This window comes from Paenibacillus sp. FSL P2-0089 (assembly GCF_038595095.1).
GTDB classification, from domain to species: domain Bacteria; phylum Bacillota; class Bacilli; order Paenibacillales; family Paenibacillaceae; genus Paenibacillus_AQ; species Paenibacillus_AQ silagei.
In genome coordinates, this window is record NZ_CP152006.1 from 4,012,505 (window position 1) to 4,026,150 (window position 13,646).

At 54.4% G+C, this 13,646-nt stretch carries 12 protein-coding genes; all 12 read right to left on the reverse strand.

Features of this window, described 5'->3' with window-relative positions; all coding sequences use genetic code 11:
• Positions 1-28 precede the first annotated feature (28 nt).
• Positions 29-439, reverse strand: a complete 411-nt coding sequence (locus NST69_RS16630) for a MerR family transcriptional regulator (RefSeq protein ID WP_019910684.1) — start codon at positions 437-439, stop codon at positions 29-31.
• 276 nt (positions 440-715) lie between these two features.
• Positions 716-1,249 carry an AAA family ATPase gene (locus NST69_RS16635; RefSeq protein ID WP_342546319.1) on the reverse strand — a complete coding sequence of 178 codons (534 nt, stop codon included), beginning with the start codon at positions 1,247-1,249 and terminating at the stop codon, positions 716-718.
• A 28-nt stretch (positions 1,250-1,277) separates the two neighbouring features.
• A complete protein-coding gene (locus tag NST69_RS16640; RefSeq protein ID WP_342546321.1) occupies positions 1,278-2,531 on the reverse strand; it encodes a methionine gamma-lyase family protein in 1,254 nt (417 codons plus the stop codon).
• Between the two features lie 174 nt (positions 2,532-2,705).
• Entirely contained in the window at positions 2,706-3,995 is a 1,290-nt protein-coding gene (gene hflX, locus NST69_RS16645; protein WP_339248922.1) for a GTPase HflX, read from the reverse strand.
• Positions 3,996-4,027: 32 nt separating this feature from the next.
• A complete protein-coding gene (locus tag NST69_RS16650) occupies positions 4,028-5,002 on the reverse strand; it encodes an AAA family ATPase (RefSeq protein WP_209880048.1) in 975 nt (324 codons plus the stop codon).
• A gap of 90 nt (positions 5,003-5,092) precedes the next feature.
• A complete protein-coding gene (locus tag NST69_RS16655; RefSeq protein WP_342546326.1) occupies positions 5,093-5,749 on the reverse strand; it encodes a YdcF family protein in 657 nt (218 codons plus the stop codon).
• Between the two features lie 3 nt (positions 5,750-5,752).
• On the reverse strand, positions 5,753-6,307 hold the full coding sequence (locus tag NST69_RS16660; RefSeq protein WP_076079356.1) for a DUF402 domain-containing protein: 555 nt from the start codon (positions 6,305-6,307) through the stop codon (positions 5,753-5,755).
• Between the two features lie 158 nt (positions 6,308-6,465).
• Positions 6,466-9,117 carry a PBP1A family penicillin-binding protein gene (locus tag NST69_RS16665; RefSeq protein WP_342546330.1) on the reverse strand — a complete coding sequence of 884 codons (2,652 nt, stop codon included), beginning with the start codon at positions 9,115-9,117 and terminating at the stop codon, positions 6,466-6,468.
• A 139-nt stretch (positions 9,118-9,256) separates the two neighbouring features.
• Positions 9,257-9,496 carry an RNA chaperone Hfq gene (gene hfq / locus NST69_RS16670; protein WP_036724623.1) on the reverse strand — a complete coding sequence of 80 codons (240 nt, stop codon included), beginning with the start codon at positions 9,494-9,496 and terminating at the stop codon, positions 9,257-9,259.
• Between the two features lie 19 nt (positions 9,497-9,515).
• Positions 9,516-10,496 carry a tRNA (adenosine(37)-N6)-dimethylallyltransferase MiaA gene (miaA, locus tag NST69_RS16675; RefSeq protein WP_342546332.1) on the reverse strand — a complete coding sequence of 327 codons (981 nt, stop codon included), beginning with the start codon at positions 10,494-10,496 and terminating at the stop codon, positions 9,516-9,518.
• Entirely contained in the window at positions 10,486-11,265 is a 780-nt protein-coding gene (locus NST69_RS16680) for a class I SAM-dependent methyltransferase (RefSeq protein WP_036724621.1), read from the reverse strand. The genes miaA and NST69_RS16680 overlap by 11 nt, the downstream gene beginning before the upstream one ends.
• Before the next feature lie 41 nt (positions 11,266-11,306).
• Complete coding sequence (gene mutL / locus NST69_RS16685) at positions 11,307-13,400, reverse strand: DNA mismatch repair endonuclease MutL (protein ID WP_342546335.1); 2,094 nt, start codon at positions 13,398-13,400, stop codon at positions 11,307-11,309.
• Positions 13,401-13,646: the final 246 nt, after the last annotated feature.

The following is a 13,646-nucleotide window of genomic DNA, read 5'->3' on the forward strand; positions in this document are numbered from 1 at the left end:
TTACCCTCTCCCTTTCAACAGCTCTATATTATTTATTAAAAAACCGGGATAGCTCACCTTGAATTAGAGACACTTGTCCCGGTCTTTTACCGGAAACCAGCTCCTGCTTCAGCAGACGGTGAAGCTGCGAATCAGACAACTCTCTACGTCTCACCTCTGTGTCAGGGGTAATAACCGTAGCTTCTTCAGATTCCTTCGAGACAGGATTCATCACCTGCTTAATGCCGGCAATATTAACACCCTTCTCAATCAACGCCTTGATCTCAAGCAGACGTTCCACATCATTAAAAGAGAACAAACGCTGGTTGCCGGAGGTACGCGCAGGTACGATCAGGCTGTGCTGCTCATAATAACGAATTTGTCTGGCGGATAGATCTGTTAACTTCATTACGATTCCAATAGGAAATAATGCCATATTTCTGCGGATTTCATCACCCATGACTCATCCAACCTTCCAATGATCTTTTTCTCATCTCATTGTACATTTCCTAATATGGCGTGTCAATGGTATGTGAGTTTTTCTCACAAGATTTCTTTCACCCTTTGTGAGATTAACAGATCAAAGTGTCAAATGCATGGGATTGGCTTCCCCGAAGTATATCACAAAGAGCAATCCGCAGGCAAAATCCGCCCATATAACGGGGCTTCAGCTTCGATGACGAAACAGGTGCTTTGCGGGGGCCTTAAAGGCTTACTGTACATGCTTCATGGCATGTCATGCTTCAACGATCCATTCCCCTTCTCCAGCCGGAGTCTCGAATCCGTTCAGGAAGCGGGTCAGAATCTCCTCGGTAATGGTGAATGCCGCATTGGCATCCATCCGCTCGCTCCTCAGCAGGAGCCGCTGCCGTAATTCTTCAGGCTGGACCTTGAGGAAGATCACAGCCCATTTCCCGCCATGCTCCCCGATTAGCTGCTTGTAATCATCCCGGCGCTGCCGCTGCCAGAAGCTGAAATCCACCACCACATGTCGCTTCGCCTGAACCAGCTGCACCAGCTCATTGCGCAGCTTGCGTTCCGATTGTTCCTTCAAGGATTCATACTCTTCCTCAGGATAATCTATCCCGAAGCGGCCATGTGTACTCCAGATATCCTCATCGATGGACAGCCGGACGAACCCCTTCTGCTCCAGCTTAAGCGCAAACGTCGTTTTGCCCGAACCCGCTACTCCGCACATCAGGACGACTAACGGAGCCTTGTCGGCACTCCTTATCTGCAACAATCCTTCGATAGCTTCTGCTTCGTTCATCAGCCTCTGCCTCCTATGTGTTCAAGAACTACAACAACTTGCGCTCCCTCATACTCTGCAAAGCCATTAATACCCCGTATTTGACATGAGAATATGTTAATCCGCCTTGCATATACCCGATATATGGTGCGCGGATGGGCGCGTCGGCTGACAGCTCCAGGCTTCCGCCCTGGATGAAGGTCCCGGCAGCCATGATGACTGGATGCTCATACCCCGGCATGTCCCAAGGCTCAGGCACGACGTGGCTGTCTACCGCTGCTGCGCGCTGGATACCTTGTACGAAGGCAATCAGATGCTCGGGTCCGTCAAAAGCCACCGCCTGAATCAGATCCGTACGCGGCTCATGCCAGGCAGGCTTGGTAGTGAAGCCGCAGCGCTGGAATACCGCCGCAGCGAAAATACTGCCCTTCACGGCTTGTCCCACCGTATGCGGGGCCATGAACAGGCCTTGATACAGGCCGCGCGTCGTGCCGAGCATCGCCCCTACCTCGCCGCCGATGCCAGGGGCTGTCAGGCGGTAGGCCGCCAGCTCCACCAGCTCTGCACGGCCGCAGATATAACCGCCGGTCTCAGCGATTCCGCCGCCGGGATTCTTGATCAGCGAACCGGCGACCAGATCAGCGCCTACCTGCGGCGGCTCCAGCGTCTCGGTGAACTCACCGTAGCAATTATCCACGAATACGATTATATCCGGCTTAATGGCTTTTACCCGCGCTGCCATCTCTCCAATCTCTGCGACCGTGAAGGACGAACGCCAGTCATAGCCGCGCGAACGCTGGATTCCGATGACCTTGGTCTTGTCATTTATCGCTAAGGCGACCTCCTCCCAGTCAACCTTCCCCTCTTCTGTCAGTGCTGTCTCCCGGTAGCCGATGCCGAAATCTGCCAGAGAGCCTGTCCCGTCTCCCGGCTTCCCAACTACCTTATGCAGCGTATCATAAGGGCGTCCTGTAATGTATAGAAGCTCATCTCCGGGCCGTAGCACACCGAATAGAGCAGTAGATATGGTATGAGTTCCTGAAGCGAAATGCGGCCGGACTAGCGCCGCTTCCGCACCGAATACTTCGGCATAGACCAGATCCAGCACCTCGCGCCCCCGGTCGTTGTAGGCATATCCGGTAGAACCCGCGAAGTGAAAATCACTCACATGCTGTCGCTGAAAGGCTTCGATCACCTTCCACTGATTATGATCCACAATCCGGTCCAGCGCCTTGACCGCACTTTCGATTTCTAGCTCTGCAGCTTCCGCCGCTTGTAATAAATCCTCTGCAAATCCTGCCATGTCCCCTTCATCTCTCCTAACATTCTGTATAATGATGTCCTGCTTATGCATCAGGCACAACCCGCACAGCAAAGCCTGCCTGGATCAGCATCCAAAGCAGACTGTTGCAATGCGGGGATATAGATGCTTCATCTCTAACCAGCCGAGTCAGTCCAAACGGGTTCAGATAAGCAATTATTGCGGCTCCACGAATTCAGCCAGCTTGTAGCTCCATTTATCGTAGTCCTCTTTATTCAGCCTCACGTTATAGAGTACATCGCTTCCGTCATAATCCTGTTCAAGCACCTCGCCCACCCGGTAGAGCAGAGAGGACAGATCCCCGCGGTCACCGGGAATGCGGAAGATTAGAGTATCCCCAGCCAGCTGATCGTTGATGATCTCCGTGATCCGTGAGAGGTCCTCCTCATTAAAAGCACTGATCTTTAGGAAGCCTTCACCGGTCGGGAGCATCTCCAGCTGCTCCGGCTGACACAGATCGATTTTGTTGAACAATACGATCTGCGGCTTGCCTGCCGCGCCCAGATCCTGCAGAATCGTCTGAACGACCTCCATCTGCTCCTCACGCATCGGAGAAGAGGAATCCACCACATGCAGCACCAGATTGGCTTCATTGACTTCCTCCAGCGTAGCGCGGAAGGAGGCTACTAGATCATGCGGCAGATTCTGAATGAAGCCGACGGTGTCCGTAAGCACGACCTCCTTGCTGCCCGGAAGCTGAAGCACACGCGAAGTCGGGTCAAGGGTAGCGAACAATTGGTTCTCGATGTACACATCGGCATCGGTCAGCTGCTTCAGCAGCGTGGATTTGCCCGCGTTGGTATAGCCTACCAGTGCCACCTGAACCGCACCGCTCTTGCGGCGGTGTTCACGGTGCAGCTCACGGGTCTTGACCACCTCATCCAGCTGGCGCTTCAGCTCTGTAATCCGCTCACGGATATGCCGGCGGTCCGTCTCCAGCTTGCTCTCTCCGGGACCTCTCGTACCGATTCCGCCACCCTGACGCGACAGATTCTTGCCTTGCCCGGACAGGCGCGGCAGCAGATAAGACAGCTGGGCCAGCTCTACCTGGATGATCCCTTCCCGGGTCTTCGCGCGTCCGGCGAAGATATCGAGAATCAGCTGTGTGCGGTCAATGATTTTGAGATCCAGCGCCTCTTCCAGATTACGCACCTGCGCCCCGGACAGCTCCTGATCGAAGATCGCGGTATTCGCGCCAAGCCCGTCAGCGGCCATCCGAAGCTCTTCCACCTTACCTTTACCGATAAACCACCTGGAATCGGGGGTCTCCTTATTCTGCCGCAATACATCCAGCACTTCCACCCCGGCGGTCTCTGCTAGTTGTACCAGCTCCTGGAGCGAGAGCTCAGGGTCGATCCCGGTGCGTTTGATCTTGTCAGTTACCAGACTGACAAGAATCGCCCGGTCCTGCACTTCTGTCTCTGTGTCATGTGTTGTAGTTGCCATTCGTTCCATGCTCCTCATCTATTCTTCCTGGACTATCCTTTGAAATCCTCGGTCCGCAGCGTCATCAGCTCCTGCTTGCCCGGACTTGTACTCTCATACTGGTTCAAGAGCCGCACAGCCTGTGCGCGTACCGCCTTCTCAATACTGTTGCGTACATACCTTGCATTGCTGAAAGCATGCAGACTCTCTGTCTTTTCCATAAGCAAATGCTGCTTGAGTCTGAGTATGGCCTGCGGCATCAAAATATAATCACGGTCCTTGGCCATCAGCTCGGCAATCTGCAGCAGCTGGTCGATGGTATAATCGGGAAATTCAACCTGGATCGGAAACCGCGAGGGCAGACCCGGATTGCTCATCAGAAAATAGTCAATCTCGCCGGAATACCCGGCCAGAATCAGGACAAACTGGCTGCGGTGGTCCTCCATCGATTTCACTAAAGTGTCGATGGCCTCCTTGCCGAAATCCTTGTCTCCGCCGCGGGCCAGACTGTAAGCTTCATCGATGAAGAGAATACCGCCGAGCGCTTTTTTCACCAGATCCCGCGTCTTCTGGGCAGTATGTCCGATATATTCGCCTACCAGATCTGCGCGCTCTACTTCAATCAGATGCCCTTTGCTGAGCACACCCATCCGCTGGAACAGCTTCGCCACAATCCGTGCAACCGTGGTTTTGCCAGTCCCCGGATTGCCCTTGAATACCATATGGTAGGCCTGGCCTCCGGTGGCAAGTCCGGCTTCACTGCGCATCTGGGCCACCTGCAGCAGGGCATAGATCTCGAAGACCAGCTCTTTGATGTTATCCAGACCTACAAGTGCATCCAGCTCCCGGCTCAGCTCCTGGAACAGTCCGCTATGGCTGCCGGGCTTGGGAGCTGCCGTGCCGCCTGCGCTATCAGCCGGCAAGCCGGACACCGGGGCCGGAGCCTGATTATTCAGCACAATGTTAATCTGCCTGGACGGTCTGCGTTCTTCCCGTCCGCTGCTTGCCGCCGCTACATGTCCGTTCACCTAGTTCACCTCATTATACAGGTCTGACTTGCTCTAACCAGTCTATTCCAGTATAAAAGGCGTTATTAGCAGTTTTGGAAATTAGCAGATTTACAGCGACAGCTCCTGCAACTTCCATTTGGTGTAGGCCAGAATCTCGCGGGACTTATACTTAAGCATCGACATCACTTTAGACTCTGTGACGCCAAGCTCCGGGTTCTTGTACCCCAGCTTATGCGCAATTTCCAAGGCGCGGCGGCCATGGAAATCATGGGTAATCACGACGGCTGAAGACAAGCCCTCCTGCTGCATGACTGTCTTGCTGAAGAGCAGGTTCTCGTAAGTGCTGGTAGACTGGTCCTCCAGATAGATCACCTTATCCGGTACTCCATGGGCAACCAGATACCTCTGCATGCCTTCGGCTTCTGTGTACTTATACTCCGGCTGATCCAGCCCTCCAGAGACAACAAAATGGCTGAATGCACCAGACTTATACAGCTCAAGCGCATAATCCAGCCGTTCCTTCAGCCCGGGGCTCGGTTCATCGCCCCACATCGACATCCCCAGAATAACTCCGGCGTCCGCCTTCACCATGGGCGAGGTGGTTGCTGCACTGTTAATTCTGTTAAAGACTACTCCGCACCAGATGAATCCGGCCACAATCAGTACCAGCAGCGAGACCATCAGCACCCTCTTCGTGCGGTGGTGGCGCTTGCGCGACACTTTGCGGATCGGGGATGAACCCCGTTGATAGACATACCAATCCATGATCTACTTCCTCCTAAATTCTCCGTGATGAAACAATTCGGCACGATGCTTCAGTGAAAGGGAGAAATACGGAAAGGCATGAGCGTCTATCGCACGCAGAATTGCATTGGCTGTTGACCAGGCTAACTGATAATCACTGTCCGTGATATCTTCCCGCTCCAGCGCTTCCTCCAGCTCATCCTCATCCAGCAGAAATACTTCACCATTCCACAGCACTACAACATCCAGATACAGATCGTCGAACCAGGGAACCCCTTGATCGGTCACGCCCTGGACCTTGCAGGTGTCAATGTACCACTGCACAATATTTTGCCGTTCATCAAACATGGCCGTCACAATATAGTGGCTGTCCTTGGGAAAATACTGCAGCCATGAATATCCCTTGTCCGCAATGCGGTATGTATGCCTGCCGTAACTCTTCCATAGCGGCTCCTTCAGCCCGTATATAGTGTAGAGTGTGATATAACCGCTGAACTCCCGGGTCTCCACATAGCGGCAGGCAAAATGGCGGCGGGTAATCCTGCGCCAGTTGGCCCGGTCTCCGAATTTACGTTTCATATGAATAACCCTCTTCTGATAATGGTGCATTCAGCTTAACACATTTTGCAGAGACACTCAAAACAAGAAAACCCCGACATCCGGCAATTCTGCATAGCGCAGAGCTCTCGGAGCTGTCAGGGTAATCGTTAATGCTATGAATTTGACTTCAAGTCAGTCTAATGCACATTGCCGGGTCCTTCAACAAAACCGCTGCCCGGATCACTTGCCGGATCGGTTCCGGCATTCGGGTCAGGGATGATTCCAGGATCGACAGTACCGGTCGTCGCCTCCGGTGTCGGTAGTGGCTCTGCCGTGGCAGCCGCAGGCGGCGGTGTCATCTCAGGCGGGGTTGTGGCTGCTCCGCTGCCGTTATCCCCTCCTTGACCATTGCCGTTATTACCTGGACCGTGATTGCCTGGACCATTATTACCTGATCCGTTATTCCCAGGTCCATTGTCTGGCGGATTGCCGCCGTTCTCTCCATTTCCGGAATCGCCGCCGTTATCGGGGTTATCCGTAGGCAGATTCGGGTCAGGCGTCATCTCTGGCTCAGGGGTCTGAAGCTCATCCTGAACGGACACCGTTATAGTCTCAGAAGGCTCGCTCTCCTGATCTAGTTCCTGATAATATGCAGTAACATAATATTCGTAAGACAGTCCCGGCATCGCACTGATGTCCCCGATATTCGAGGCCATAGTGTTCATGAGCGGGGTGAAGTCTGCTTCAGACGTCTCGCGGCGGTAAATACGGTATTCTACACCGCTGGCCGCAGCAGGATTCCAGCTCATATTGACCGTCATCGTGGATGGATCATACGCAGCCTGGAAGCCCGTTACCGCCGATACCGCTTCAGGCGTCGGCGTAGCCTCTACCTCTGGAGCAGCGCCCTTCGGTACCGGGAACTGCTTGGCAGGCACACCTTCGAGCGCCTTCTCCATGACCTTGCCCCAGAAGGCAGCGGCTAGCGGACTGCTGTTCTTCAGCAGATGGGTCTTGCTTGGCTTGTCGTAGCCCATCCATACCGCTGCCGTCCATTCCGGCGTATAACCCACGAACCAGACATCGCGGTTCGAGCTGATGCCCTTATATCCGCTTTGTGTTGTACCGGTCTTACCGGCTACCGGACGGTTAATTTTCGCTTTTTTACCTGTACCGTCCTGTACAACACGCTGCATCATCTCTGTCATCTGATAGGCCGTCTGTTCACTCATCACACGGTCTGCCTTGGTGTTCGCCTTGTAGACGGTCTTGTCATCAGCGTCAGCTATAGACTTGATGGAGTATGCCTCCCGCAGTTCTCCGCCATTGGCGAACGCACTATAGGCCTGGGCCATCTCCATCGTGTTCGTTCCCTCACTCATCCCGCCGAGGGCGAGCGACAGGTTCTTGTCTTCATCCTTCAGGTTGATCCCCAGCTTCTTGGCGAACTGGAAGCCGGTATTTACACCGATCTCATTCAGCAGCCAGACCGCCGGAATATTCTCCGACTTCGTCAGCGCATCGCCCATGCTGATCGACTTCGAGTACCCGTGCAGATTGTTCGGACAATATTTGCCGAAGCACTGCTTCTCATTGCTCAGCATGGAATCATTCGTGAATTTGCCGGATTCCAGTGCCGGTGCATAGGATACCAGGGGCTTGAAGGCAGAACCCGGTGAGCGGCGGCTGCCGTCGATCCGGCTGTAGCCTTTTTTCTCATAATTACGTCCGCCCATCAAGGCTACAACGCTGCCATTCTCCTGATTCACAATGGTCATTGAGCCCTGAACCAGCTCATCGTCCACACTTTTCTCGAAGTTATCACTGTCGGCAAAAGCATCCTCGATCGTCTCCTGGGCATGCTTATCCATGGTTGTATAAATCTTATACCCGCCGATATTGAGATCATCCTCGGTCAGCCCGAATTTGTCCTCAGCCTCACCAATCGCATAATCAATGAATGCCTGGTAACGCTGCTTCTTCTCAGGCGGCTTGTAGTTGTAATCCACGGCCTTCGCTTCGTCCATCTGCTCCTTGGTAATCAGCTTCTGCTCATACATGAGTTGAAGCACTACGCCCCGGCGTTCCTTCGACAGCTCAGGGTTACGCAACGGATTATAGCGGGACGGCCCTTTGGGCATTGCAGCCAGAGTGGCTATTTCCCAAAGCTCAAGTTTATTCAGATCGCTTTCCCCGAAATAACGGATGGAAGCGGCCTTAATCCCATAAGTGGTTCCGCCGAACGGAATCCGGTTCAAATACATCGTGATAATACTCTCTTTGGATTCTTGCTTCTCCAGTGCAACGGCAATCGACACCTCGGTCGCCTTACGGAAGAAGGTCTTGTCGCGGTTCAGAAAGATGTTCTTCGCCAGTTGCTGGGTAATTGTACTCCCGCCTTCTACCATACTGCGGGCCGCAATATCCTTAACGGCCGCGCGTCCGATGGACCAGAGATCCACCCCGTTATGCTCGAAGAACCGTTTATCCTCGGTGGCTACGAATGCTTTAACCAGCATCTGGGGAAGATCCTCATATTCCACCGGATCGCTTTTCTCCAATGACAGCTCTCCGATCAGGTTCCGGTTCCGGTCAAAAATCTGTGTCGGCGGATTGATCGTCAGCTTGTCCCTGTTCTCATCCAGCAGCTTCTGCCCGTTCAGCATGATGAACAAATAACCGCCCAGCGCACAAAAAATAGCTAGCGCAACTGAAAAAAACAAACTCCACAGCACACGCTTTTTGGTTAAGAATCTTTTCTTTTTTTTCTTCGGCTTCCCTTGGGAGCTTGGCGGCTGACTTCCTCTGTTTCTGTTGCCGCCGCTCCGGGTTAACTGGTCTCTGGACATGCTGCCTCCTGACTCCCTTAACGGAAAAAACGTAAATGATGTTCACGAATGAAAAGAACAACCTTCTCAGGTTGCTCTCTCGCACTCTCTATTCAAACGATTTATAAACAAAAAGGTTTCGCTTCAAGACGGTAAAATCTTAATTCTCGCTGTTATTGTCCTGCATCAGTGATACGCTTCGCTGCGGCGTAAATGTGGAGATCGCATGCTTGTACACCATCTGCTGACGCCCGTCACTGTCGATGACAATGGTGAAGTTGTCGAACGCTTTGATAATCCCCCGGATTTGAAAGCCGTTGGTCAAATATACTGTAGCAGGGATATTCTCTTTGCGCAGCTGGTTCAAGAACGTATCTTGAATATTAATGGACTTGTTCATATGACGTACCCCCAATGGTTCAATTAGATTGTTCAGAAGTATATTCAAGACCTGTAAGAAACTTTCCTGCTATTATACCATTTAATTTTGCAAAATTCTCAGAAAAGTTTTGGCTCTCCAGGACGTCGACCCACTGGATCTCCTTCATGTGGCGAAACCATGACAACTGCCGCTTGGCAAACCGGCGGGTATCACGCTTCAGCAGCACCACGGCTTCCTCAAGCGTCATCTCCCCCTCCAGGTAGGCGGCAATTTCCTTGTAGCCCAGACCCTGCATAGACACAAGACTCCTGCCGTAGCCTTGATCCAGCAGCCGCTGCACCTCAGGCACGAGGCCCTCCGCCAGCATCTGATCGATTCGCTCTTCAATACGTTTATATAGTATTTTCCGGTCCATTGTCAAACCGATCAGGCATAATTCATAGGGAGACTCCTTGTTCTGGCCGGCCAGCGAGTCGGATAACGGGACGTTCGTCTGGTGAAAAATCTCCAGCGCGCGGATGATCCGCCTGCGGTCATTGGGATGCAGCCGCTCCGCGCTGGCCGGGTCTACCGCTGCCAGACGGGCATGCAGGGCATCAGCCCCATGCTCCTCTGCGTAGGCCTCCTGCTGCTCGCGGAAAGCCTCGTCAGCCACCGCTTCGGAGAAGCGGAAGCCGTAGCATAACGACTCAATATACAGTCCAGTACCGCCCACAATAAAAGGCAGCTTGCCCCTCGCGCTGATCTCCTCAATCAGCCGTGCTCCCTGCTCCTGGAATTCAGCTGTGGAATAGGCATCCTGCGGATCATGAATATCAATCAGATGATGGGGAATGCCCTTCATCTCGGCAGGCGTGATCTTGGCCGTACCGATATCCATCCCGCGGTAGACCTGCATCGAATCCCCGGAGATGATCTCGGCTCCGTGAGCCTCGGCCAGCTCCAGACTCAGTCTGGTCTTGCCGACCGCTGTCGGACCCAGCAGTACAAGCACTTTGCGTTTCTTCTTAGTTGTCAATGGTAATCACCCCGTACGATGTTTTGGCATTGGCCCGCAGCAGCTCCTTGAAGCCCAGCCGGGTGAACTCTCCGCTCAGCGCCTTCTCCTTCAGCAGCACCGTCTTGCGCGCAACCCTGGTTGCCTCAGCCACGCTATCAGCTGACAATGCAGCAGGATTCGCGAATTGCCGCAGCGGCGAGATCGCCGCCGAATCCGTCAGCGGCACCCGGAACATCGGGTCGAAGTATACGATGTCGATGCTCTTGTCGGGCTGGGCCCGCAAATATTCCAGATGGTCCCCGTGCTGCACATCAATACGGCGCAGCGCCTCGTTCACCTTCAGCTGGCCGGACACATACCCGCTCATCCCTTCCAGCAGGAGAGCATACAACGGCAGCGAGCTCTCCAGTGCCGTCACCTTGGAGGTCTCCCCTCCGGTGACTGCGAACAGCAGCGAATCCGCTCCGAGTCCGGCCGTGCAGTCCAGCACGCTGTCGCCGGGGAGCATGCCTGCGGCATCGATCATAGGGTCCGGCTCGCCTCTTAAGATTCTTTTGGCGCGGACAAACCCCATGCTGGGATGGAATTCCATCGGCGGCATTCCCGGCGTAATCAGCCGGACGGCCTCCTGCAGAACCACCAGAATCTGTTCGTCCCCGTAATGCTCCACCAGCTTGCCCATCGAGAATTTCGCTCTCGGAGCATAGGCGCAGCCTGTGCGGTCCGCAAGCTCCCGGGCCCGGGCCACCACTTGCGGTATCGGGTCAAAGCCCGTCGTTATAATCATGTTGCCTCCGTTCTGCACTCTATAAATGTACAATATAGCCACTACATAACGCGCTTAAACAGCTTCTCCAGATCATAGGCCGAGAACGACACAACGATCGGGCGTCCATGCGGGCAGGTATAAGGCTGGCGGCAGGCCGCGAGCCGGGTGAGGAGCGATTCCACTTCCAGCTCTGTAAGCTTCTGGTTGGCTTTGATCGAAGCCTTGCAGGAGCAGAGAATGGAGGATTTCTCACGCAGCTTGGCGAGGTCAATTGACCGTTCGCTCAGCACCCACTCGGCCATCTCTTCAATTACCGCCTTCTCGTCCCCTTCCGGGAACCAGTACGGCAAGGAACGGACCAGGAAGGTCTGCCCGCCAAAATGCTCAAGCACAACCCCCGCCTGCTCGAACCAGTGCAGCCGTTCGCTAAGCTGCCTGCTCTCCGAAGGCGTGAACTCCAGCGTAATCGGCAGCAAAAGCTCCTGTGAGGCATCTTCAGGCTTGCCGAATTTCTCATAATAAAATTCATAATTCACCCGCTCATGTGCAGCGTGCTGGTCAATCAAATACAGCCCGCTGTCATTCTGGGCGATAATATAGGTTCCGTGATGCTGGCCGATATAATTCAGCTCGGGAAACTGTGGAAGACCAGTGCCGGTCTGCTCCGCAGGAGCGTACAGCTCCCCGGCCGCCTGCTGCTGCCCCCGGCCAGCCATAGCTGCCTGGGGGCGGTAGCTATCGCGGGGGCCGGAGGACGGCTGGCGGTATGAACCCTGAGTGGCGTTCCCGCCGCTGTATGCAGCGGCCGTCTCTCTGGCCTGCTGCTCCTGTGCATTGCTGCCGCTATAAGGCTGGGTATTCCCGGATGCTTGGGCAGCAGCATAAGATCCTCCAGCGGCAGGGGCGGTTAATGGACCAGCGCTGCCAGAGAACGGAGCGCCGCTCCCTCCGCTGGAAGGCAGCTGGTTGCCCGCTGCGGCGCCAGCACCGCCAGGCATTCCCTGGCCGGAGCTGCGCGGATCTGCTAACTTATCCGCACCGCCCGCTTCCGTACCTTGCTGAATACCGCCCGGAGCTGCGCCTTTGGAAAAGGCGAATTGCTCCTGAATGAATGAGCTGCTGTTCTTGCCGCCGATGATCTCCTTCGTGGGGCGCGGAATCAGGCTCTGGCCCATCAGCAGCGAGCGGAGCTGCTGCTCTATGAACCCGTACAGCTCGGGTTCCTTGCTGAAGCGCACTTCAAGCTTGGCCGGGTGCACGTTGACATCCACCAGTGACGGGTGCATCTCTAGCTTCAGGACCAGCAGCGGATAACGGTTAATCGGCAGCAGCGTATGGTAAGCGCGCATGATGGCCGCGTTCAGTCCGTTGCTGCGGATGTAACGTCCCCCGACCAGTGTCGTAACCGCATTGCGGTTCGAGCGTGTCCATTCGGGACGGCTGATATAGCCGGAGATCCGGAAGTCCGGGTCTTCCGCCGACACCGGGAGCATGGCCTTAGCCGCTGAGGTGCCGTATACAGCAGCAATCACCTGCAGCAGGTCTCCGTTGCCCAGCGTATGCAGCAATTGATTGCTGTTATGCTGGAGGGTGAAGGAGATATCCGGGTGGGCCAGCGCCATCCGGTACATGGCATCCGAGATATGGCCCAGCTCAGTCTGGATGCTCTTCATATACTTCAGGCGTGCAGGCGTATTATAGAATAACTCCCGCACGGTGAGGTCGCTGCCCTTGCCGGAAGCCGCATCTTCATTACGGATCAGCCTTCCGCCCTCGATGTCCAGCACCCGCCCTTTACCATCGTCTCCGCTGGCGGTCAGCAGTGTCAGCTTCGATACCGCCGCGATACTCGCCAGCGCTTCTCCCCGGAAGCCTAGGCTGGTGATCAGGAAGAGATCACGGCCGCTGGCAATTTTGCTCGTGGCATGGCGGTAGAAGGCGGTCTCGCAATCCTCCGGCTCGATCCCCGAGCCGTTATCCTTCACCCGGATGCTCTGCAGTCCCCCCTCTTCCACAGAGACTTCAATGCGGGTGCTGCCCGCATCGATTGCATTCTCGACCAGCTCCTTCACTACAGAAGCAGGACGCTCGACTACCTCCCCGGCAGCAATCTGGTTGGCAATATGCTCATCCAGCACATGAATTTTAGCCATATTCATTCACCCCGCATTGATTTATGGTATAGATCAAATTGAACATTAACGGACTGTAAAAGCCTTATTCGGACAAGTAGAAATGGCTTTGCCGTCCTTAAAGAACGGTACCGTTTCAGGAACAAAATCACCCTAACGGATGAATAAGATTACCTTCACGCGAGCACAATGTATGCTGTTTTTCACATACAATCAGGCTGTGTGCCTGCTTGCGAGTATAAAGTATGCTGTTTTTCACATACATTT